16 protein-coding genes and 1 pseudogene are annotated in these 23,293 nt (G+C 68.2%); 3 read left to right on the top strand and 14 right to left on the bottom strand.

Translation table 11 applies throughout. The features are described 5' to 3' along the window. Positions 1-5 precede the first annotated feature (5 nt). Positions 6-2,204 carry an acyl-CoA dehydrogenase family protein gene (locus D3H54_RS02165; RefSeq protein WP_149377657.1) on the top strand — a complete coding sequence of 733 codons (2,199 nt, stop codon included), beginning with the start codon at positions 6-8 and terminating at the stop codon, positions 2,202-2,204. Positions 2,205-2,213: 9 nt separating this feature from the next. On the opposite strand, the gene D3H54_RS02160 is transcribed toward D3H54_RS02165, so the two are convergent. Continuing rightward, positions 2,214-4,037, bottom strand: coding sequence for a DUF1214 domain-containing protein (locus D3H54_RS02160; protein ID WP_149377656.1), 1,824 nt, complete (start codon positions 4,035-4,037; stop codon positions 2,214-2,216). Positions 4,038-4,165: 128 nt separating this feature from the next. Then, complete coding sequence (gene fadD2 / locus D3H54_RS02155; protein WP_149377655.1) at positions 4,166-5,845, bottom strand: long-chain-fatty-acid--CoA ligase FadD2; 1,680 nt, start codon at positions 5,843-5,845, stop codon at positions 4,166-4,168. A gap of 66 nt (positions 5,846-5,911) precedes the next feature. Between fadD2 and D3H54_RS02150 the strand changes: the two genes are divergently transcribed. Further along, positions 5,912-7,120, top strand: coding sequence for a DNA polymerase domain-containing protein (locus tag D3H54_RS02150; protein WP_149377654.1), 1,209 nt, complete (start codon positions 5,912-5,914; stop codon positions 7,118-7,120). A 95-nt stretch (positions 7,121-7,215) separates the two neighbouring features. Then, a complete protein-coding gene (locus D3H54_RS02145) occupies positions 7,216-8,241 on the top strand; it encodes a CopD family protein (RefSeq protein WP_149377653.1) in 1,026 nt (341 codons plus the stop codon). Here the strand turns inward: D3H54_RS02145 and D3H54_RS02140 are convergent. From D3H54_RS02140 to eccA, 12 genes and pseudogenes are all read right to left on the bottom strand, one after another. Continuing rightward, positions 8,207-8,929, bottom strand: a complete 723-nt coding sequence (locus tag D3H54_RS02140; protein ID WP_149377652.1) for a siderophore-interacting protein — start codon at positions 8,927-8,929, stop codon at positions 8,207-8,209. The two genes, D3H54_RS02145 and D3H54_RS02140, sit on opposite strands and share 35 nt — an antisense overlap. A gap of 14 nt (positions 8,930-8,943) precedes the next feature. After that, positions 8,944-9,822, bottom strand: a complete 879-nt coding sequence (eccE, locus tag D3H54_RS02135; RefSeq protein ID WP_149377651.1) for a type VII secretion protein EccE — start codon at positions 9,820-9,822, stop codon at positions 8,944-8,946. Next, on the bottom strand, positions 9,819-11,186 hold the full coding sequence (mycP, locus tag D3H54_RS02130; RefSeq protein ID WP_149383296.1) for a type VII secretion-associated serine protease mycosin: 1,368 nt from the start codon (positions 11,184-11,186) through the stop codon (positions 9,819-9,821). Before mycP ends, eccE begins: the two co-directional genes overlap by 4 nt. Next, entirely contained in the window at positions 11,183-12,574 is a 1,392-nt protein-coding gene (gene eccD, locus D3H54_RS02125; protein ID WP_149377650.1) for a type VII secretion integral membrane protein EccD, read from the bottom strand. The genes mycP and eccD overlap by 4 nt, the downstream gene beginning before the upstream one ends. A gap of 17 nt (positions 12,575-12,591) precedes the next feature. Continuing rightward, positions 12,592-13,431, bottom strand: coding sequence for an ESX secretion-associated protein EspG (locus D3H54_RS02120; protein ID WP_149377649.1), 840 nt, complete (start codon positions 13,429-13,431; stop codon positions 12,592-12,594). Between the two features lie 3 nt (positions 13,432-13,434). Further along, positions 13,435-13,722, bottom strand: coding sequence for a WXG100 family type VII secretion target (locus tag D3H54_RS02115; protein WP_036342845.1), 288 nt, complete (start codon positions 13,720-13,722; stop codon positions 13,435-13,437). Next, positions 13,722-14,015, bottom strand: coding sequence for a type VII secretion protein EsxS (locus D3H54_RS02110; RefSeq protein WP_102805035.1), 294 nt, complete (start codon positions 14,013-14,015; stop codon positions 13,722-13,724). Before D3H54_RS02110 ends, D3H54_RS02115 begins: the two co-directional genes overlap by 1 nt. A 13-nt stretch (positions 14,016-14,028) precedes the next feature. Then, positions 14,029-15,567: a PPE family protein gene (locus D3H54_RS02105; protein WP_149377648.1), complete on the bottom strand. Its 1,539-nt coding sequence runs from the start codon at positions 15,565-15,567 to the stop codon at positions 14,029-14,031. Next, positions 15,567-15,878: a PE family protein gene (locus D3H54_RS02100; protein ID WP_149377647.1), complete on the bottom strand. Its 312-nt coding sequence runs from the start codon at positions 15,876-15,878 to the stop codon at positions 15,567-15,569. The genes D3H54_RS02105 and D3H54_RS02100 overlap by 1 nt, the downstream gene beginning before the upstream one ends. Then, positions 15,875-19,869, bottom strand: a pseudogene (eccCa, locus tag D3H54_RS02095) (type VII secretion protein EccCa). The gene D3H54_RS02100 and the pseudogene eccCa overlap by 4 nt, the downstream one beginning before the upstream one ends. Then, positions 19,866-21,392: a type VII secretion protein EccB gene (gene eccB / locus D3H54_RS02090; protein WP_149377646.1), complete on the bottom strand. Its 1,527-nt coding sequence runs from the start codon at positions 21,390-21,392 to the stop codon at positions 19,866-19,868. The pseudogene eccCa and the gene eccB overlap by 4 nt, the downstream one beginning before the upstream one ends. Next, on the bottom strand, positions 21,389-23,224 hold the full coding sequence (gene eccA / locus D3H54_RS02085; protein WP_149377645.1) for a type VII secretion AAA-ATPase EccA: 1,836 nt from the start codon (positions 23,222-23,224) through the stop codon (positions 21,389-21,391). Before eccA ends, eccB begins: the two co-directional genes overlap by 4 nt. Positions 23,225-23,293 lie beyond the last annotated feature (69 nt).

Here is a 23,293-nt window from a genome sequence, read left to right as displayed (position 1 = left end):
CCAACATGCCCATCGCCATCACCCAGGAGCACAACGACCTCGCCGACTCGGTGAAGTCCCTCGTCGCACGGGTTGCGCCGTCCGAGGTCCTGCATGAGGCACTGGAGACGCCGATCCCCAACCCGCCGCCGTACTGGAATGCGGCCGCTGAGCAGGGCTTGCACGGCCTGCACCTGGCGGAGTCGGTCGACGGTCAGGGCTTCGGCCTGCTGGAGCTCGCGATCGTGATCGCCGAGTTCGGCTACGGCGCCGTGCCCGGGCCGTTCGTCACCTCGGCAATAGCCAGTGCGCTGATCTCCGCCCACGATCCCGAGACCGAGCTGCTGAGCAAGCTGGCCTCCGGCGACCTCATCGCCACCTGCGCGCTGGAGTCGGGCCTGACCGCCACCCGCCAAGACGACTCGCTGGTCATTCGCGGTGAGGCCCGCTCGGTGCCCGCTGCCGCGCAGGCCGCCGTTCTGGTGCTGCCGGTCGCGATCGAGAGCGGCGTGGAATGGGTGATCCTCGATGCCGACCAACTCGAGATCGAGCCGGTCACCTCGGTGGACCTGTTGCGTCCGGTGGCGCATGTCCGGGCCAACGCCGCCGAAGTCGGTGCCGACCGCGTGCTGTCCAACCTTTCGCAGGCGGCCGGCCGCGCGATCCTGACCACTCTGCTGTCGGCCGAGGCGGTCGGCATCGCCCGCTGGGCCACCGACACCGCCGCGGCGTACGCGAAGATCCGCGAGCAGTTCGGCCGCCCGATCGGCCAGTTCCAGGCCATCAAGCACAAGTGCGCCGAGATGATCGCCACCACCGAGCGAGCCACCGCCGCGGTCTGGGATGCCGCGCGCGCATTGGACGAGGCTGCCGAAAAGTCCTGGGACAACGAGCAAACGGCATACGAGTTCGCCACCGCGGTGGCAGCCAGCCTGGCGCCTTCCGCCGCACAGCACTGCACCCAGGACTGCATCCAGGTGCACGGTGGCATCGGCTTCACCTGGGAGCACGACACCAACGTCTACTACCGCCGCACGCTGGGTCTGGTCGCCGCGTTCGGCCGCGCGAGCGAATACCAGCAGAAGGTCTTCGACACCGCGACCAGCACCGGCATGCGGGCCATCAACATCGACCTCGACCCCGAGACCGAGAAGCTCCGCGATGAGATCCGCGCGGAAGTGGCCGCCCTGAAAGCGATTCCGCGAGAGGAGCGCAAGACCGCGATCGCCGAGGCCGGCTGGGTGCAGCCGCACCTCCCGAAGCCGTGGGGCCGGGCCGCCAAGCCGATCGAGCAGATCATCATCGCCCAGGAGTTCACCGCCGGGCAGGTGAAGCGACCGCAGATGGGCATCGCGGCCTGGCTGATCCCGTCCATCGTGGCGTTCGGCACCGAGGAACAGAAACAGCGCTTCCTGCCGCCGACGTTCCGTGGCGAGATGATCTGGTGCCAACTGTTTTCCGAGCCGGGCGCCGGCTCCGATCTGGCCAGCCTGACCACCAAAGCCACCAAGGTCGACGGCGGCTGGCGGATCACCGGGCAGAAGATCTGGACCACCGGCGCCCAGTACGCCCAGTGGGGTGCACTGCTGGCGCGGACCAACCCGAGCGCGCCGAAACACAATGGCATCACCTATTTCCTTTTGGACATGAAGGCCGAGGGCGTCGAGGTCAAGCCGCTGCGTGAGCTCACCGGTCACGCCATGTTCAACACGGTGTTCATCGACGACGTGTTCGTCCCCGACGAGCTGGTCCTCGGCGAGGTGGACCGCGGGTGGGAGGTCAGCCGCAACACCCTGACCGCCGAACGGGTTTCGATCGGAAGCAGTGAGCCCGGATTCCTGGCCAACCTCGACGGGTTTGTGCAGTTCGTCAGCGACGGTCACTTCGACCAGATCGGCCATCACCGAGCCGGCGAACTGATCGCCGAGGGGCACGCGGCCAAGCTGCTGAACCTGCGCTCGACGCTGCTGACCCTCGCCGGTGGCGACGCGATGCCGTCGGCCGCGATCTCGAAGCTGCTGTCGATGCGCACCGGGCAGGGGTACGCCGAGTTCGCGGTGTCGTCGTTCGGCATCGACGGCGCCATCGGCGATCGCGGTGAGCTGCAAGGCAAGTGGGCGGAGTATCTGCTGGGCAGCCGATCGACGACGATCTACGGTGGCACCTCCGAGGTGCAACTCAACATCATCGCCGAGCGCCTGCTGGGCCTGCCCCGCGACCCGTAATCCTGGACGTCAGGACTGCGGGTAGGGCGCCCAGCGCTTGTCGAAGCCGGCCTTGCGCAGGGCGAGCTGTTCGGCCCGCTCCGCCGATGTGATCAGGGCCGTGCCGTTCGTGTCGTGGGTGAGCGCGTCGAGCTTGACGACCTCGGCTTGGACACTGGGTTGGGCCGGGTCGGCGGTGTCCAGGTTCTGGAACCGCATCGAAATGATGCCCTGGTTGAGCCCACCGGTCGAAATCCAGTTCGCGACAAGAGGATCGGTAGGTGAGATCACTACCGTGTAGGTACCGTCGTCGTTCCGGACGGCTTGTTCGGAGTTGAGGCTGGTCGGCTGGTTCCAGTAATCGCCAGTGATCGTCCAGTCGTTGTAGACCGGAACGCTGACGAATTTGGCGTTACCGGGATCGATCGTCAGGACGAGAGCCTCGTCGTCGGAGAGTTGAAAGTAGCCGTTGCTCTGCAGCTGATTGGCCAGGAACTCGGCGTTGCTGGCCGGTTGCGTCATCGTATTGGGTTGCCGCAGCATCCCGGTCTGCGCGTCGGTGGTGGCCAACGCCATGTACCTGGCTTCCTGGTTGGCGCCACGGATCACCATCAGCAATGCGGTCAGCGTGCCGCGCACGATCGGCGCGTCCGCGATCGGCAACGGCGGCACCAGGGACACCAACTTGGCCAGCAGCGGATTATCGTTGACCACCCTGCCGAAGAACAAGAAGCCGCCCAGCTGGGCGAAGAGGCTGTTCGGTGGCCCGCTCACCTTGTGTACCGCCAGGTCCATCGGTTCTTCGGCGTTCCAGTCCCCCAGCGTGTTCCGTACCGCAACGAGGGTGGAGCTCGAGGTCAACTGCAGATGGTTCTTCTCCCCTGGCGCGGCAGGATCACCGCTGACGGTGATCACGAACGAGCCGTCGGCACTGACGTCGATGTCCTTGAGGCTCAGGATCTTCGACGTCTTACCCGAGCTCCCTTCCAAAACGCTGAAAGTAGTGTCGGCAGGGATGTCGTCGTAGAAGCGCCCGGTGATCACGTACTCCGACGTCTTGTTGACCGCGATGAACCGGTAGATGGTGTCGGGGTTGTCGTAGAGCAGGCGCGAGCCACCGACGTTCACGCCGTACCAGTTGTGCGGGGGCGCAACCTGGGTGACGACTGCGGGGGTCATCGGGTTGAGGATCTGCTCGGAGAATGCCGAGGCGAGCGCATACTCGTTGACCGCGTTGTCCAGCGCGGCGAGGTTTGCCGCGTCGGGGCCGCCGACGAGGGCGAACTGTTTCTCAGCTGCAGCCAGAAATCCCTGGCGCAGAATGATTTTCATCAGCTTCACCGGAAGCGTGTTGACCGCCTCCATAGCGAGCTGTTCGCGGGAGATCTGTTGTTGGGTGCCCAGCGGGCTGACCTCGTTGGTCACGGTGACCGCACTGGTGGCAGCGGCGTTCTGCTGCGACAACGCGGGCCTGCGGCGCAGATAGGCCACCGCGGCCAAGTCCGCGGGCGACGCGGCTGGAGTGCCGGTCGGGCTGCCGCGGTCCACCGAACCGACGGTGCGGTGCACCGCGGTCACCGTGGATGACGCTGACGAGACGGCGACGCGAGCCGACATGCCCTGAGCGCGCTGACCCGAGGAGCTACCGGACTTCTTGGCGCTCGTCGAGTGCGACGACGAGCCCGACGAGGGCGCCGATCCTCCGGTGTCGGCATGCGCGGCCGGCATGGCGATCGCCGCGCCGACACCGAGGAACACGGCAAGTGCACCTACCCGGCCGACGTACTTGGCGTGGCTCGTTCGCGGCGGCGAGCCGCCGTCGACACCTCGGACGGGCCGGGCCGCGTGGTGCATGTCGCCTCCGCTGTGCGGTGTATCACTCAGGATCTTTGGTGTAGCACAGATCACAGGCAACCTGCAACAGCGTGGGGACTATGCCTTACAAATGAAACACGTAGCGGGTTTTGTCTCGGATCTACCCGCTACTGCACCTCGATGTCGCGCAGCTCCCGCTTGAGGATCTTGCCGGTGGGGTTGCGCGGCAGCTCGGCGAGGAACACCACCTCGCGCGGAACCTTGTAGCGCGCAAGGTGTTCGCGCACATAGTTCTTGATGGCGTCCTCGGTGAGCTCGGCTTCTTCGCGCAGCACGACGAATGCGCGAAGCCGAGCACCCCAATCGGGGTCGTCGACGCCGAGCGCGGTCGCCTCGACGATGTCGGGGTGGCCGCTGATGAGGTCTTCGACCTCGGCCGGGAAGACGTTCTCACCGCCGGAGACGATCATCTCGTCGTCGCGGCCGATGACGAACAGCAGGCCGTTGTGGTCGAAATAGCCGACGTCACCCGACGACATCAAACCGTCGATGATCTGCTTGTGACCGCCACCGGTGTAGCCCTCGAACGGGAAGCTGTTGCCGACGAAGATCCGCCCGACCTCGCCCTGCGGTAGCTCGTTGCCGTTGTCGTCGAGGATCTTGACGGTGACGCCCGTGACGACGGGTCCGACCGTGGCCGGGTTCATCTGCAAATCCTTGGGCCCGGCGATGGTCGCGAACGCGACTTCCGTTGAACCGTACATGTTGTAGATCACCGGACCGATGTCCTTCAGCGCCCGGGTGGCCAGTTCCGCGCCGAGCTGAGAGCCGGAGACGAACACGATCCGCAGCGATGACAGGTCCGGCTTGGTCTCCATCTTCTCGAGCGCATCGAGCATCCGCGCGAGCATCACCGGGACCACCACGATCGCGGTCACCTTGTGCTTCGGCACATCCTCCAACACGTTGGCCGGCTTGAACTTTCGGTGCAGCACCAGCGTCGAGCCCAGGGTCAGCGCAATGGTGGCGTGCAGGTACCCCAGGGCATGGAACATCGGCGACGGCAGCGACGTGACCTCGCCTGCACGGAACGGCACGGCGGACAGAATCCCGCCGATCGGCGCCAGCGTCGGCGGGGTGTTCCTGGTGGCTCCCTTCGGAGTGCCGGTGGTGCCGCTGGTGAGGATGATGATCGACGACCGCTTGGTGGCCTTCGGCGCGGGTGCGCTGCTGCTGCGCTTGATGACGTCGGCCAGGGTTTCGTCGGTGCTGCCCGACGGACCGTCGGCATCAGGGTTCGTCCCCAGCGCCCGCAGCTTGCCCAGCGGCGGCTCGGCGAGCTTGACGGCCTCGGAGTATTCATCGTCGTAGATGATCAGCTTGGCGCCCTCACGCTCGGACACGTCTCTGATCTGCGGCCCGGAGAATTCCGTGTTGAGCATGATCGTCCTGGCGCCGACGCGCGCGGCGCCGTAGTTCGCGATCACGAACCAGCGGTGGTTCCGGGCCAGGATGGCCACCCCGTCGCCACCTCTGACGCCTTTGGCCAGCAACGCGTTGGCGACGGCGTTGGCGGCGTCGTCGAGTTCTTTGAAGGTCATCGACCCTTCGTCGTCGACGATCGCCGCCTTGTTGGGTGTGCGGCGGGCGTTGAGCGCCGGAACCATCCCGATCTCACCCCAACGGCGGATGTCGGCCACCATCCCGATGAGATTCTGGGGCGGCTCGAGGCGGAACGCGCCCGACTCGATCATCTTGGCCAGGTAGTGCAGCTCAGCCGAGCCACGGTCGGCCAATCGCTGAGCCTTGGCCAGTGCCTGCGCGGGGAGATCGAAAAGACTGGACATGCCTCCAACCCTAGGTGACGCACGTCGCAGTCAAGACGGAACGAGCAGCCTAATTACCATGGCGTCATGGCCGACTCCATGACGATTGCCGGCCGCCAGGTCACCATCAGTCATCCCGACAAAGTGGTCTTCCCCGCGGTCGGTGAACGGGCTGCGGTCACCAAGGCCGACCTCGTCAGCTACTACCTCGCCGTGGCCGACGGTGCGCTGCGCGGTGTCGCCGACCGGCCGATGATCCTCAAGCGGTTCGTCAAAGGAATCACCGAGGAAGCGATCTTCCAGAAGCGTGCCCCGGAGAAGCGCCCGGACTGGATCGAGGTGGCCGAGCTGCGCTACGCCCGGGGCACGTCGGCGAAGGAGGCGGTGCTCCGCGAACCCGCCGGGCTGGCGTGGGCGATCAACCTCGGCTGCGTCGATCTCAATCCGCACCCGGTCCGCTCGGGCGACCTCGACCATCCCGACGAGCTGCGTATCGACCTCGATCCGATGCCGGGGGTCGACTGGCCGCAGATCCTGGATGTGGCCCAGGTGGCGCGCGAGGTGCTCGAGGACCACGGGCTGACGGCCTGGCCCAAGACGTCGGGATCGCGCGGATTCCACATCTACGCCCGGATCGCACCGCACTGGCCGTTCAAGCAGGTGCGGCTGGCAGCGGAGACCGTCGCCCGCGAGGTGCAGCGCCGAGCGCCCGACCTGGCAACCAGCCAGTGGTGGAAAGAAGACCGCGGCCAACGAGTCTTCGTCGATTTCAATCAGAACGCCAAGGACCGGACCGTCGCCTCGGCCTATTCGGTGCGGGCCACCCCGGACGCGCGGGTGTCGACGCCGTTGACGTGGGACGAGGTGCCCGGCTGCCGCGCCGAGGACTTCACGATCCTGACCGTGCCCGCCCGCTTCGCCGAACGCGGTGATCCCTGGGAGTCGATGGACGACGCCGTCGGTTCACTGGACCCGCTGCTGGTGCTGGCCGAGGAACTCGGCCCGGCCGAGAAGCCGCCGAAAGGCAACAAGCCGCTGATCGAGGTGGCCCGCACCAAGACCCGCGACGAGGCGATGGCGGCGTTGGATGTCTGGCGGGCCCGCCACTCCGAGGCCGCCACGCTGCTGCAGCCCACCGACATCCTGGTGGACGGAATGCGGGGGCCGAGCTCCATCTGGTACCGCATCCGGATCAACCTCGAACACGTTCCCGAGGCTCAGCGACCTGAGCAGGAGGAGCTGATCGCGGATTACAGTCCCTGGGAAGGATATTCGGGTCGCCAAGGCCGGCCCTGAGCGCCAGATGCCACGCACAGTGCGCGCACAGGGTGAACAAAGCCGCGAACTCTATCGTGTACGTCGATAGCAGCTCTGACGATAGGACGTCTCACGTGCCTGGCCCCACCCCACCGGCTCCGGCCGCCCTCGACGTTGTCACCCAGGTGGTCTACTACCTGAGCTTGTCGATCCCGCTCGGAATGGGGCTGACCGTAGGCGCTTTGGCCATACCCGAGTCGCGGGGTGGTCTCATCGCACGGCAGGTTCGCAGCCTGGCCGTTCCGGCCGCGATTGTCGTGCTGCTCGGCGTCGTGCTGCAATTCCGTGCCGCCGCGCACCTCAGCGTGATGACGCTCGCCCCGCTGTTTGCGCTGATGCTGGCCGCCTGCGGTTTGGTGGCGATGCGATGGAGTCAGTCGCGGACGCTGCCGCTCGGTGTCGCGGTTGTCGCGGCGGTCGCGGCGGTGATCCCCGAAATCCCGGTGACGTTCGCCAATCTGAGCCGCGTGGTGTCGAATGTGCTGACGGCGGTGCATGTTCTCGGTGCGACCACCTGGGTGGGCGGACTGGTGGTCTTGGGCGCGACCGGAATTGCAGTACGGCGCAACATGACCCGCGGCGACGAGGGCGTGGCGGCGGACTGGGCACAGATCTGGGAACGGTTCAGTTTGGTGGCGATGATCGCCGTCGGCGCGCTGGTGGTCAGCGGCTCCTGGCTGGCGTGGACCCACGTCGGAACGCCGGGCCAATTGCTCACCACCGCCTACGGGCGTGCGCTCGCGGTCAAGCTCGTTCTGGTGGTGGTGCTGTTGTGCGCCGGTGCCTACAACGTACGGGTGCTATTGCCGCGCATCCGTGCGCTGCAATCCGACGGCGATACTCGCGGTCTGTTTCACCTTGCCGCCCAACACTTTCCCGCGGTGGTCTTCGCCGAAGCCCTGGTGGCGATCTGTGTTCTGACCGTGGTTCCGTTCCTGCGCGGCTCGGCGCGCGCTCAAGCGGGCAGCCCTGCGGCGGTGTCGTTCGACCTGGGCACCTTCGGCGTCGGGGCGGTTCTGATCGCAGCGGTCGCGGCCGCCATGTGGGCGGGCAGCCGCCGCTCGGTCAAGCCCCTTGCGCCCAGTACGCCTGTGCCTTGATCGAGGTGCGCGGGATCCGGTATTGCTCGCGGAGGACCTTGGCGACGGCCCGGGTTGTCCGGTTGTCGCACGCGACCCAGCCGAAGTGATCGCCCGCGTCGTACGCGGCCTCGCTCACGGCGTCGACCAGCCCCTCGCCCGATTCGGTGCGGTCGATCCAGTCGACCCCGGCGTCGCGAACCACCGGCAACTCTTTGTCGTCGTCGTGGCCGGCCGCGAGGAACACCCGCGCGGGAGCATCGCCGATGGATTCCAGCAGCGAGTTGATCGCAGGCAACGACGCTGTGTCACCGACGATCACGTAGCCGGCCGGCGCCGGCTCGGGCAACGTGAAGCTGCTGCCGAGCACTGTGGCGCCGATCGTGTCGCCAGGCTGAGCCGCACACGCCCACCGCGAGGCGATCCCGTCGTGCAACGCGAACTCGACGTCGAAACGGTCGGCGGCCACGTCGGGGTTGGCCAGGGTGTATCCCCGCTGGTGCAGTTTCGCGCCGTCCGGGAACCACATCCGGATCCACATCGTCGGATGCACGTCCCGCGCGGTCAGAAGTCCGCCCGCATCGAAGTTCAGTCGCAGGTAGTGATCGCTCAGCTGTTCCCGCCCTGTCACCGTCAGTTCGTAATCGGCGGCGCCGAACAATTTCAGAATGGTGCCCTGCCAGCCGCGGGACGCCGTCTCGTTCGCCATTGGCGCTCCTTTCCTCAGACGAGTCGCACGCCGGACAACGGGTGCAGTGCAGCCAGAGCGCGGGCCTGTCGTCCGGAGATAGCCACCAGCCCCGGCAAAGGAGATGATGTGGAAGGCGGACCGTCGGTTCGAATCGCAACGCCGGCCTTGAGATCGGTGCGCCGCGAGGGCCCGGCGATCTCCACCACCGTCCAGACCTCTTGCGCCCCGGCAGCACTCACCCCGCCCAGCGCCGTCCGGGGATCGGCGACCGTGTAGGTCGTGAGGTAGCCGCGCGCGTCGGTGACCGATCGCCACCGCTCGCGGGCATCCGTCGCGGCGAGGGCGGGCACATCATCCGCATCGACGAGCGTTGCGGTCCAACCGCTTTCATATAGATGGCCGGCCAGCCGCCGAGCCGCGTTCTCGGCGGTCTGATGCAGCGGTATCGCCGCCGATCGGCCTTGCAGCGCCGCCAGATTGCGTGCGCCACTGAATGTCAGACCGATCCACGTCGTGGCCGCGTCGGGACCCGTGCGGGTGGTGACCCGAACGGCGTCGCACACCAACCCATAGCGGTCGAGGTAGCCGGTGAGTACGCCGAGGGGTAGTTCACCCTCTCGGCTGTCCACCCGCAACAGAGCAGTCGTGACCGCGTCAGTGCCCGCCCCGCGGAGGTCGGCCGACGCGCCCTCAATCGGACTGCGGTTCAGCAGAACTCGCAGGCGACGCCACAGGATTGTCGTCATGAAGTGACCGCGCCACCAGATCAGCGACACCAGCATCACGGCAACCGCGGTACCCAGCGCCCACCGATCGGTGGTCGACCGCCAGGGGTATGCCAGCACCGCGGTGACGATCGCCAACCCGACAACAGTGAGCCGACCGGCGCCCGGTCCCTTGATTTCAGTCATTCTCGTTCTTCCTTGCGTCTGCGGGTGACGACCGCGACCATGATGACGGCAGCCGCGAGCACGGCCGTTCCGATGAAGGCCACCGTGCGCGGGGTGTGATCGACCGGCGATGGCGGTGTCGGCGCCGCAACGCGTTTGGTGGCCGGTGCCATGTCACTGGCCGGGCTGACGGTCCAGGTGAGGGCGCCGACCGGATCCAGCGCTCCGGCACCGACCAGATTGGACGGTGCCTGCGCCGCGTTGTGCGCGGTGGCCGTCAACCGCCGGACCACCTCGTCAGAGCGCATCCCCGGGTTGCGGCTACGGACCAGGGCGGCGGCCCCGGCGACGTAGGCAGCGGCGAAACTTGTTCCGTTCAGCGGCGACATCCCGCCGCGCCCGTCGGGCATGCCGTTGGCCAGCCCGCCCCCGGCATCGTTGCTCAGCGAGACGACGTTCTCCCCCGGTGCGGCGACGCCCACCCACGGGCCGGCCATGGTGAAGTCGGTCGGCTGTCCGTCCGCGGTGAGCGCCGCAACCGACAGGACGTAGGGCTGCCACCACGACGGGACCGATACGGAACTGACGCCCGCCCAGTTGCGCGGGTCCCCGGTGTTGGCCGAGTCGCCCGGCGGATTCGACGCGCACTGGGTGCCCGGCGTGCCATCCATGGAGGCCCCGGCGTTGCCCGCGGCGGCGACGATGACGGCGTCTTTGTCGATCGCGGCGTAGCGCAGCGCGGCGCCCAAAGTCTGTTGATCGCCGAGCTTGTCGGGCGTCAGGCAGGTGGTGGTGGAGATGTTGATGACGGTGGCGCCGAGGTCGGCGGCATGAACGACCGCGCGGGCCAGGGTTTCGATCTCCACGTTCGCCTGGACCGAGGCCGGGTCCCTTCCCCCGGCGCTGGGCGAGAACCGCGGCGAGGCCTGCCGTATGGACAGCAACCGCGCGCCCGGTGCGACTCCGCTGAATCCGTCGGGTCCGGGTTGTCCTCCGATGATCCCGGCCACCAGCGTTCCGTGGCCGTCACAATCCGTCAGCCCGTCGCCCGAGGAGAGGTAGTCACCGCCACCGACCACATTCGGTAGCCGCGGGCCCGGCCGGACACCGGTGTCGATGACGGCGACGGTCTGACCCTCGCCGCGCGAATACTTCTGCGCTCCTGCGAGATCGAGCATCTTCTGATTGGGGCTCACACCGGCTGGATCGCTGCCGGGACGCAGCCCGGTCGTCACGCATTCGGACCGCTGGGACATCCCGGCGGTCGGTCCAGCGGTCCCGGCCGGCGGTTGCGCCCCGGGGTCGGCGACGGGTGGGTTCACGGCGCCGGCCGCCGGGGCCGCGACCAGCAGTACCACCGCGGCAACCGCGGCGGCGCGCATCATCGATCGAGAACCCATGTGAAGAGGCCTACGAGATAGGCCATCACCGGGATCAGCGATGCGTCCACGCCGGCGGCGAGGAAACCCACCAGTCGCCGCACCGGTAGCGAATAGCGGTCCGCGGAGGCTGTATCCGGATTGACGGCCACGATCACCCACACCGCGGTGAGCGCTCCGAGCACCACGAGCGCCCACAGCGCGGGGACGAAGCGGTGCTCGGCGGCGAAGGCGACCAGCAGTCCCGCGGTCACCAGGAACGGCTGAGCGAGCAGCCAGCCCTTGCACGCCGCGGTGTCCCACACCCTGGCGCGCAGCACAGCCGCGGCTGCGGCAGCCGCCACCAGATACCAGCCCCAGATCCCGGGACCTTCGGTGCGCCCGGCCACGATCAGCGACCCGGCGCTGGACAGCACCACGCTGCCCGCGATAACACCGGTCTGGTGCGCCTCGCCGACCCGGACCCGGCGCGGCAGATCGGCCAGCAGCCGTGCCGCGGGGCTCGACGGCGTCGGATCACCGGGGGCCGGGATCACCGGCAGCGGGAACCGGGCCCACATCGCCGCAAGCGCGGGGGCCGACACGGTGAGCAGCAGGGCAACCAGGATCAGGGCACACCCCACGGTCCGGGCGGGGAGTTGCCACAGCGCAGCGGCACCGGCCACCAGCAACGCACCGACGCCGACAACGGCTGTGGCGGTGAACAACCCGACGCCGTCCTCGGTCTGGGTCAACACGATCAACGACCACGCGGCCACCCCGGCCGCGGCGAGCATCACGTGCGGGGATCCCCACAGTCCCGGCACGGCGAGCCAGAAGGCCGACGCGATGGGCAGCAAGGCCGCCGCCGACACCTGGGTGGCGAGCCGGGCGGACCTGGTCCGCAACACCAGTCCGGTGACCGCGGTGAGTACCGCCAGCGCGGCGACCGCGTACAGACCGATCACCGAGGCGGTCACGGCGCGGTGGGTGATCGCAACCGCGGACAGTGCCACGATGAACACCGCGGCGGCCAGTCGCGCGCCCACCTGCAGGCGGTGCGGTCCCCACGGCCGGGTACGGGCGGCCGAGAAGATGACGGCGGCGTCGGCGACGTCCTCCACCACGCCGGTCGCGGCCGGTCCGGCCGGAACAGGCTGCAGTGCAAGCAGATCACCGTCCACCACGCCGACGGTGTCCAGGCTCGCGTCGACGCTGAACGGCGGCCCGCCGATCGGGGCGAGGGTCATCGGGGTGGGGCTCGCGGTCTCGTCCTCGGAGTCCGGCGGCACCAACCGCTTCACGGCGGGCAGGATCTCGCGTAGCGGCAACTCCGCGGGCAGCGCCACGTCGGTGATCCGGCCATACGCCAGAACGGCGACCCGCACGATCGGCAGCACCGGGGTTTCGGTCATTGTTGTTCTCTCTCTTGTCAATTCATTGTGAAGTCGCGCGTCAGCGCGACGGACGGGAACCAGCGCCCATCCGCCAGCGTGTCGGTGAGCCGGTCGAGGGCCAGCGCGATCGCGAACGGGGTGCCCGGCGAGAAGGTCGACAGCCACTCCCCGTCGGCTGCGCGTTCCGGGTTCACCAGCACGCGGCCGGCCTCACTGTCGACGATGCCCACGCCGACGTCGCTGAGGCTGTGCACACCGTCGTGGGCGGAACCCGCGCGGATCTCGACGTAACTGCGCGGCCCGGTGAACACCGATCGCACGACCGGAACCGCGGAGCCCGGTATGCCCAGGTGTTCGAGAACCCGATCGAGATCGGCTCCGGCCCGCAACTTTTCGTCGGCGCGGAGCCCAGCCCGGGTTGGCAGGGTGAACTCCCCGAACCGCGCCGGTGAGCGACCGGCCAACCCGGCCGTAACGACTACGGCAAGCGCTGACGGATCACTGATGTCGAGCTCGGTGAGAGTGACGAGCTCCCCACTGCGCAGCGCCACCACGGTGCGCTCTCCGCGACGGGCCACCAGGCCGCGCAGCATCTCGGTGCCGGCGCCCCGAACGTAGCGAAGCTCGAGCCACCGGTCCGGCGCGCAGACCGTACGCGTCCAGCGGGCCACCGCGGGTTCCACCGTGCCGTCCTCGGACATCACCCGTGCGCGAGTCAGCTCGGTGCGTAGCCGGGCCAGGATCGCTGGCGCCTCACGCTGGTCGGCCACCGCAGGCGTGATCGCCAGCACCCACGGAAACGAGCCTGCACCAATGCTTTCCGCCACACACCACGCCGCGTCAGCGGTCAGCTCGACCGCGTTAGGTGCGGCCACGCCTCAGCCCCACTTGGCACCTTCGGCCTGATCACGCGCATGCATCGACAAGGTGTTGGTTTCGTGGGTGCCTGCCATCGCCCGGTACGCGCGCACCAGTTCCTCCATGGCGAGGTTCCACTGTGCCTGCCATGCCTGGTAGGTCATCCCGCTCTCGCCTTGCCAGGCCCCCTGCAGTGCGGACTGTTCAGTGGCGATATCGGCTCCGACGGCCTGCAGCGTGCCTGCGTAGCCGGCCATGTCACCGGCATGCCCCAGCATGGCCGGGTAGTTGTACATGATCTGGGACATCAGAATCCTCCGTATGTCGTTGCCGCTGCGGCATCTTGGGCTACGTAGGTCGCGCCGGCCTCGCCGAGGTTCACCTGCGCGATGTCGAGCAGGGAGTTGACCTTTGCGGCCACCTCGACGAACCGCGCATGCGCGGCTTGGAACGCGGCCGAGGATTCGCCCATGTGGAACGCCTGCGAAGACATCGCGGCTTGTTCGGCCTGTGCGATGGTGCTGCGCATCAGCGCCGTCTTGGCCCCGAAGGCGGCCTCGGCGGCCACGAGTTGCGGTATGTGCGCATCCAGCATGCTCACGGTATTTCTCCCATCATTCTCGGTGGTGATCTCTCTCGAATGGATCGCTGTCCCACGTGGCCGGAAGCATCGGCGTGACAGGGCTTTCGTGGTGTGTGTCACCGGTGAACTCGGTAAGACCCGCGGCGGTGACATCGCGAGCTTTGGTCGCGGTGCCGGTGAATCCGAGCGTTCCCGCACCGCGGTCGGAGGACGACGTGGTGGGCGGCGCAGGCGGTTCGGCGGATACGCCGGTGTCGCTGTTGAGGTCCATGTACTCGTCCCGGTGCCCGCGGTCCTTGAGTCGCTGGGCACGTCGTCGCTGCGCGCGTTCCTTGGCTTGCACCGAGGACAGCGCAGCCGCGGCGGGTGCCGCCTCGGACACCGGGGCCTTGGCGCCGCTGCCCTCGGTCAGTGACGGGCCGGGGCCGTCGTCGGGGTCGGCCCCGCCGACCGCGTAGAACATCGCCTGCGCTGCCGGTGCCGGCGTCGCCGGTGCCGGGGCGGCGGCCGGCGAACCGGCGGCGGACGGTGCCGCGGGCGCGGTGGCGGGCGCGGTCGGCGCCGCCGACGACACCGGCCAGACGTTGGGTTGCCGCGCTTGGAGCGGCGCCGGGGCCGGCTCGGGTGCGACATCAGGGGCGGCCGGATTCGGTACCAGCGTCAACAATCCCAGCAGGGGCAGGCCGGCGACGAGGAGCATCGGGGCCCACAGCGGTGAGCTCAAGACCAGCCCCCACGTGGTCCACCCGACCGGCTGGAAGATCGCCTGGTACAGCAATGCGGACAGCAGCGGACCCCATGTCTGCCAGGCCTGGACCGGGTTGGTCAGGAAATCGACGATGATCTGCTGAAGGCTCTGAACCGGATGGGTGAGAAAGTCCCAGATCAGATCGCCGTCCGGGAGTGACTTGATGTAAGCCTCCAGCAGATCCAGGATGCTGTTGGAATTGGTCAGTGCCGAACCGGATTCGCCGGCCTGCGGCTGCGCTGCGGTCGCCAGCGCCATCGTCGACGATGCGGCTTCTGCACCCGGCAGCACGATCGTCGGAGCGGGCACGCTCCGAGGGGCTGCGGCCAGCGCGGTGCCGGCGACGGTTTGGTAGACACTCATCGTGGTGGCCGCCTGGATCCACATCCGGACATAGTCCGCCTCGTTCAGGGCGATCGGAATTGTGTTGATTCCGAGGAAGTTCGTGGCCATCAGCACCCCGTGGACCGTGTGGTTGGCGGCCAGTTCGGGCAGCGTCGGCATCGCGGCCAGCGCCGCGGTATAGGCGGCGGCGGCCGTCTCCTGCTGGGCGGCGGCACCGGCGCTGTGCGCGCTGGCCTGCTCGAGCCACGCCAGGTAGGGCGCGTGGCTCACAACATACTGTTCTGCGCTCGGCCCCTGCCATGATCCGGCCTGAACGGCAGCGAGAATCTGGGTGAGTTCAGCTGCGGCATCGGCGTATTCGACGCTCAGCGCCGTCCACGCCGCGGCCGCGGCGAGCATCTGACCGGCACCGGGGCCGGCACTCAACAGCGCCGAATGCACCTCCGGCGGCGACGCGAACCAGATTGGCGCGGTCATCAGCCTCCCCGTGCGATCACGTAGGAGCTCGCCGAGGCGGCATCGGTGGCAGCGTAGCCGGCTCCGGACTCGCCCACCGCGGCGCCGGATCGGCCGAGTTCGATCGCACCCTGGGTGGCCGTCGAGGTGTGCTCGAGTCCCTGGGCGCTGAAGCCGGCAGCGGTCTGCAGCGAGACGGGATCCGAGCCCGGCGGCAGCACCGCCGTGATCAACGGGGCGGCAGCCGCGTTCGCGGCGGTCAATCGTGCCGTGAGAGCCGTTACCTGGGCGCTGGCCGCGGCCAGCCCCTCTGGGACAACACGCAGGGTCATGACGGATCCTCCTCTGGGTAGCGCGCGTGAGATGCGCTGTGCGCGAGGGCAAACGGGTTGACCAGTTGGACATGATCGACGCCGTCGCTGTCACCGAGCAGCATCGCCCGCCCGGCGGGAAGCCTGGTGAACCGATGTCCGCGGATCTTGGCGCCATCGGCCGGATTGCCCGACAACATCAGCACTGTTGCCTGCAGATCGCTCATGCGGCGCAGCAGCGGATTGGTCATCAGCGCGTGCGCCGACCCGCTCGCTCGGCCGGTGACGATCACTCGGAGGCCGAGATCACCTGCAGCGGAGAGCAGTCCGATCAGTGGTGTCCATGGTCGGTGCCCGGCGTACGGGCCACTCATCGCCGGGCCGTCCGGGATCTGGTCGACGTCGTCGATGATCAGGAAGTGGGTGTGCGCCGAAGCCGTGCGGGTGCGGTAGTCCCAGGCCGACAGTTCACCGGCGGTCAGGCCCGCCGGTGGCCGGCGCTGTTCGATCAGTGCCGACAGTCCCATCACGGCCGGCGTCACCCGGTCGATGTTCGCGCTGTACTCGTTGTCCGGGAAGAGCGGTTCGTCGACGAGGTGCAGGCGACGGTCGAACACGGTGAACGCGACGTCCTCGGCGCCGGAATTGTCGCGGACGGTGCGGATGAGGTGGCGCAGCAGGGTGGTTTTGCCCGACTTGCTGTCGCCGAGCACCATCAGCAGCGGGTGCTCGGCGAAATCGTGCACCACCGCGCCGAGATCGAACTCGCGTTGTCCCAGCACCACTCGCTCACCGCCCCGATGCAGGGGGGCCACGACCTGCGGCTCCAGATCGGCAGGCAGCAGCCGCACCGCCGGGGCGTGCAGCCCCGGGTACGCGGCGTTGATCGCCGGTATGCGAGCAAGATCAGGCTCGGCGAACAGGAAGTGCTCCCCGGCCATCGTCAATCCCCGGCCGGGCTGGTTGTGCGGCACCGACTCGGCGGGCCTGCGCAGGCTGTCGGTGACCCGGACATTGCTGTCACGGGGGTCCGGCAGCCGCAGTTCCAGGCGCAACCCGAGCCCGTCGCGCATCGCCAGCGGCACCTCGAGCCAGTTCGGCGTGGTGATGACGACGTGGATACCGTGTGCCAAACCGGTATTCGCCAGTTCGGTCACGTCAGCCAACAGCGGGTTGCGCGTGTTGAACTGGTCGGTGTTGTCGCGGCCGAAGGCGTACAGATTGTCGATCAGCAGGAACACTTCACCGTAGGAGTCGGAGTAGCCGCCCTGGTGTCCGGCATTGCGCTGCCGCGACCGCAGCAGCTGCTCCAGCTCGCCGAACGTGCGCCGGATCCGCTCCGGTTCCAGCGGCGAGGCCACGCTACCCACGTGGGCCAGGTCTTCCAGGCCGCGCAGACGTCCGCCACCGTAATCCAGGACGTAAAACGTGACGTCGCGCGGCGAGTGCAGCTGCGCCGCCGACAGCACGAAGGTCTGCAGCGCCGTCGACTTCCCGGACTTGGCACCGCCGTGGATCACCACGTTGCCCGCCGACGAGGTGGCATCGAAAACCAGCGGCTCGCGACGCATCTCGAACGGCAGGTCGATCTCTCCCAGCGGCCAGCGCCACTGCCGCTCCGGTACGGCCGCACCCGCGAGCACGTCGTGCAGCGCGATGTGCTCGTCCAGCGGGGGTAGCCACAGTGCCGGCGCTTTCGGGCCGTACTGAGCCAGTTGCTCACCGATGGTGGTGATCAGCTTGCGGGGCACGGGGGCCGGCTCCATCTCGTGCTCGGAGAGCACCACGATGTCCTCGTCGAGCGCGGCCGGCCCGGCCGTGAACGGCACCGGATCAGGTGCGGACGGCACCGCGTACGACGTGACCGGGCGCGGCGGGTCGTAGATGCCGTCGACATAGGTGCTGCGGAATTTGATCGGCGCGGCTCCCGGCGAGGGCACCAGAAAGCCGACTCCCTTGTGTTCCCTGCCTGATTCGATGTGATACGCGTCCTCGACACCGATGACTTGCCGCGAGACCGCGGGGCTGGCCACCTTGAGACCGATTCGATACGAGGTGTTCTTGTCGATATCGCGGATGCGACCGATGTCGAGAGTCTGCGAGGCGAACAGGATGTGGATCCGGAACGAACGCCCCTTGCGAGCGACGTAGTCGAACAGCTCCGCGTACTCCGGGTGCTCGGCCAGCATCAAGGTGAACTCGTCGGCGACGACGAACAGCGTTGGCAGTGGCGGCAGTTCGATGCCCACCGCCTCGGCGGCCGGCCGCGCGGCCTCGTACTCGGCGACCGAGCCGAACGCGCTGCCCTGCACGCGACGGCCGGCATCACGCAGCAGACCCTCCCGGCGGGCGACCTCACCGCGCAGCGTGTCGGCGAACCGGTCGGCCAGCGACTTCTTCTCCGCCATATTGGAGATGACGGCGACCACCTGCGGAAAGTTGCGGAAGATGTCGGCGCCGGCCTCACCTTTGAAGTCGACGTAGATCACGATGAGCCGGTCGGCCGAGTGAGTCGTCAACAACGACAACAGGATCGACATCAGCATCTGCGACTTGCCGGAACCCGTCATGCCGATCATCAGACCGTGCGGACCCATCCCGCCTTCAGCCTCGTCTTTGAGGTCGAAGTACAGCGGCACACCGGTTGCGGTGACACCGATCGGTACCCGTAGCTCCTCGTCACGAAGGCGGGGCGCCCATACGTCCGCGATGTCGAGTGCCGACGCGTCCGGAATGCCCATCAGTGTGGTGAAGCTCGCGCCCCTGGTGGCCGGTGAGCGAAGTCCGGTGTGGGTGGGGTTGGAGTCCCATCGTGCCAGGCCGCGCGCCAGATGCACGGCGTCCTCCTGTGTCAACCGGTCGGCGTGGGCGACGTAGGTCCGCCAGCCGTCGCTCTCCCAACGCTCGATCGTCCCGCCCACAACCCGCAAGATCGGCCGCTCCGGGTCGGCGTACTGCCCCGGCCGCGGGGCGGATTGGGATGCGGCGGTGTAGATCACCGTGACCCCGGCCAGGCCGGTGGCGAGCACCGAGTCCTCCGGCGCGTGGCCCGGATCGTCGACAACCACCAGCAGGTGGCGCAGCGGATCGTCGGCGTCGACGCCGAACAGTGGGCGGTCGGCGAGCGCAGGCCCGATCGCCGCGATCAGGTCGTCGGTGTTCGCCGCAAGGTATCGAGCCGGACCGCAGCCGTCGAGCTGACCCGGAATATCGCTGTGCGGCAGCCATTTCAGCCAGTTCCAGGCCGGAGACTCCAAGTCGGGGCTGGCCAGCGCGATACCCAGGGACGCCGCGTCATGCCACGTGACCGCGTGAGCCAACCAGGCACGCAACACAGCCCTGACCTCGTCGGCGTCGCCGTGGACGGTGATCCGCGACACCGTCGTCAAGTCGATTCCGCGCGGAGCGTCGTGAACAGTGCGCTGCGTGTCCAGCAGGGCACGTAATGCGCTGTGTGACACCGGCTCCAGGTCGACCTCGTCGGCAGTGTCCTTGACGCGCAGCGTGGTCGCCAGCGGTACGTCGTGCAGCCCGACACGCAGGACCAGGAAGTCGCTGTCGTGCGGATCGCGCTCCCACTGCCGGCGGGATCCCGGGATGACGGTCAACGCCGAGGGGTCGGGGTGCGACCACAACAGCGCATCGCGTTGCGCGGCGGCCTCGGCGCGCACGTTGTCCCGGATGACCGACAGGTAGCGCAGGTAGTCGGCGCGTTCGGCGTCCACCTCCTCGGTACGCATCTTGTTGTCGGTGCCGCGGTACAGCGCGGTAGCCGCCAGCAGCAAGACGAACGGGAAGAACAGCGTCTGCGGCGAGATGAGTTTCATCCCGGTGGCCACCATCGCGACGATCATGCCGACAATCAGGATCACGATCAGGAACGGCAGCGCGCGGCGCAGCAGCGACGCGGGCACAACCCGCGGCAGCTCGGGTGGCGGCTCGATGACGATCGCCCCCTTGTTGGCCTGGGGGCCGGCAACCGCCGGCCGGCCTCGAAGATCAGGCGGGTCATCGGTTCTCCTGTTGGACTACGGGCCGGACGGCGTCGTACGCGACGAGAGCGTCGGCCTGGGATAAGGCCGGACCGGGGGCGAACAGTGTCAGTACCGACCACGGGATCGGCATCGGCGGTTCAGACAAACCCAATACGGCGATGGTCTTTTCACCTGTCCTGGGGTCGCCGCCGATCCCGTATCTGACTCCGGTATCGGAAACCCAGAACAGCGACCCTGCCGGAGGCGATTCCGGCTGCTGGCCGACGGTACGGACGAAGTACCCGCGCCCGGGCGGCAGTGCGACTCTGGTCGCCGTGCCCGGATTGGTGCCGCCGACCAGGTCGACCGAGTGCGTCCCAGTGGCGACCGGCAGTACCGAGCCGGACAGCAATGTCATCGAACTCGTTGCGGCGCCGTCGATCTTGGTCCACTGTGCGCAGGTCACCGGCGCCGCCGCAGCGTCGACCAGCTTGATCGGGGCGGACGGGAATGCCGCCACGTCGAGCATCGACGAGACAGGCAAGCGGGCGATGTCGTCAGCGCCGAGTTGCGGCGGCTGCGCCAGCCCGTAGGAGTTGGCGTTCCGCAGCGCGGCGGCCAGGACCGGGCTGATCGGCTGAAGTCCGTCGGACAGCACCGCATAGTTCACCGGGGTGCCGTCGTTGCGGTAGGCGATCACCACCGCGCCGATCGGGGTGGTCGCGGGCAGCGGATAGCCGGCGGGTGAACCTGCCTCGGGGATCTGGGGGATCCGCAGTGCCGGTGCCTCGGGGATCGCGTTGAACAGGCCCGGCGCGATGGACCGCGGAGTGGGGTTCGCGGCGGGTAGTCCGAGCGCATCGGTGACAGCGCGGTCGGCGAGGTCGATGGCGCTGCGCCGGCCGTCCCAGAGCAGCCAGGTCCCCTCGGCGTCGGCGACCAGCACGCCACGACCGTCGCCGAGCTCGCCTGCGCGGGCTCCACCGCGTTCCAACTGTCCGGCGATCACGGTGACCCCGGGCTGGTCCGATCCGGCGGCGCCGTCGCACACCGCCCAGTGTGCATCGCGAGAGGTGTTCTGCACCATGCGTTCCGGAGCTCCCGGGATGCCGATCAGGCTGCCTCGGGCGAACTTGTCCAGCTGCTCACTGCTGACCGTGGTGGGATCCACCGCCCGCCCCACGGCGAGCCGCGCGGACGTGAGGTTGAGCACCGGATGCAGCCGGTCACCCAGGCGCACGTAGAGCGCGGCGGTGGAGCGGTCGGCCAGCACCGGGTCGCTGCCCGGCACGCCGCCAGGGCGCAGCACCGAGAACACGAAGCAGCCGAGCACAGCGGTCACAACCAGCAGCACGCCCATCAACACCGCGCGCGACTGACTGCGCAACGGGTCGACCAACATCCGGGTGTCGTGGAGTGCAAGGCCGGATGCGATGCGGCGCATGACGAATCGCCAGCCCGTCACCTGGTGTCGAGTGATGAATCCGCGCCGGTACGTGACCTGGTCGGCGTTGTCGTTGGCCGGCGTACGCGACGAGAAGGACCGTCTTTCGTCGCTCATGATGGGTCAGGCACCGTCAGACCGAGCCCACCCAGCAGCGGCACGACCGAGGCGCGCACGTCGGACGCGGTGATCGTCATCAACTGCTCGTCGGTGAAGTCAGCCCCGGCCAGGTCCGTGTGATCCAACCTGAATTCTCTTTCCTCCTCGGACCGTTCGACCACATTGCGGACGAAGCGCCCGTTGCCGGCGATGTCGAGGCTGCGCCGCGCCACGCCGGTCGAGTCGGGGGTCGACGAATCGGCCAGCCGGCCGAACAGTTCCTCGAGATGATGCAGGGCGGCGGGCTCGAACACGCTGTCCCGGTTGGCCGCCATCGCGACGGCGATCTCGACGAGTTCGGCTGCCGAGTACGACGGGAAGACGATGCTGCGGGTGAACCGGGACCGCAGACCTTCGTTGGTGTCCAGGAACCGGTCGAGGTCGGCGCGATATCCCGCGATGATGACCACGAGGCGATCGCGGTCGTTCTCCATCCGCGCCAGCAGGGTGTCGATGGCAACCAGACCGAAGTCGTTCTTCGCGCCGGTCGCGACCAAGGCGTAGGCCTCATCGAGAAAGAGCACGCCATCGAGGGCACTGTCGATGAGGGCGTTGGTCTTCGCTTCGGTCTCGCCGATGTGCTGACCGATCATGTCCGCGCGGTGCACCTCGCGGACATTCTCCCGCTTGAGCAGTCCGAGACCGCAATAGATCTTGGCGACGACGCGCGCAATCGTCGTCTTGCCGGTGCCGGGCGGGCCGGCGAACACCAGGTGATGGGTGCGTTGAGCCACGGCCAATCCGCGCTCCTCGCGCCGCAACGCCATCGCCACCGAGCTCTTCAACCGCGACACCTGGTTCTTCACCTCGTCGAGGCCGATGAACTCGCCCAGCTCACGTTCGGCCTCTTCGAGGAGTGCGGCCTTCCGCTCGCGGGCTTCCGGATCGATGAAATCGTCTGCGGTGGGCTCGGTTTCGACATCCCACGGGTCGGTGCGGGCGTCGATCCGCGCCGCGGTGGTGGTGACAACGCCGAACGTCGGGTCGGACAGTGCATGTTCGACCTGCTCGTTGTCCGGGTTGGCGGCGTAGAGATCCTGCAATACGTCGGCGGCGGTGTCCTCGTCACCGTAGGCACGCAGTGCCAACGCCTTGACCAGTGCGCCATCCACCGCGGCCACGGCCACCGGGCCGGCTGGCTCCTCGAGATAGGACAACGCCGGGGCGAACATGCCGAGCCGGGCGAGTGCGACCCCGAGCGCCACCTTCGCGGCATGCGCGAAGAAGGGGTCGAGGCCGGTGTCGTTGACCACCGGGGTCAGCAGCTTCACGACATCCGACCAGCGGTGAGCGCGGGACCGCAGCGCCACGTCGACCCAGCGTGCCTCATGCCACTGCGGCCGGCGGGAGCGGATCTCGCCGACGATCTCGTCGGCGGCATGGAACGCACCGTCGGTCGCCAACGCGGCGGCATGCGCGAGGCGGAAGTCGTCGGTGGTGGTGGCGCGGAATCGCAGGTAAAGCCCGGTGTCGTAGTCGAACCCCAACGCACCGGCAGGCAGCTCGATGCGCCGCTGCAGCACGCCACTGGTGTCGGCGGTGCGGACGACGGCGGCCAGCACCTCGAGCGAGTCCGCCCCGCCGGCGGCCGCCAGCCCGGTCCACGCGTCGCACTGATCGTGCGCGACCCGGGTGAGTTCGGTGAACGCCCGGTGCGCGGCCGGCATGTCGGCGGGGCGGCGCCGGTCGTACACCGGCAGGCCGAGCGCTTTGCAGCAGGTGGCGAATCGGCTCACCACATCCGCGTCCACGCGCGCCGCACGCGCCTGCGTCACTACACCGTTGTTCATCCGCATCGTCTCGGGGTGACGGTCGAACCCGGCCCCGCCTCCTTAGGTTTGCCTAACCAATGTATGGAG

Origin of the sequence: Mycobacterium sp. ELW1 (assembly GCF_008329905.1) — a bacterium.
Lineage (GTDB): Bacteria > Actinomycetota > Actinomycetes > Mycobacteriales > Mycobacteriaceae > Mycobacterium.
The sequence above is the reverse complement of the archived record's forward strand: the minus strand, read 5'-3'. Positions and strand labels throughout refer to the sequence as shown.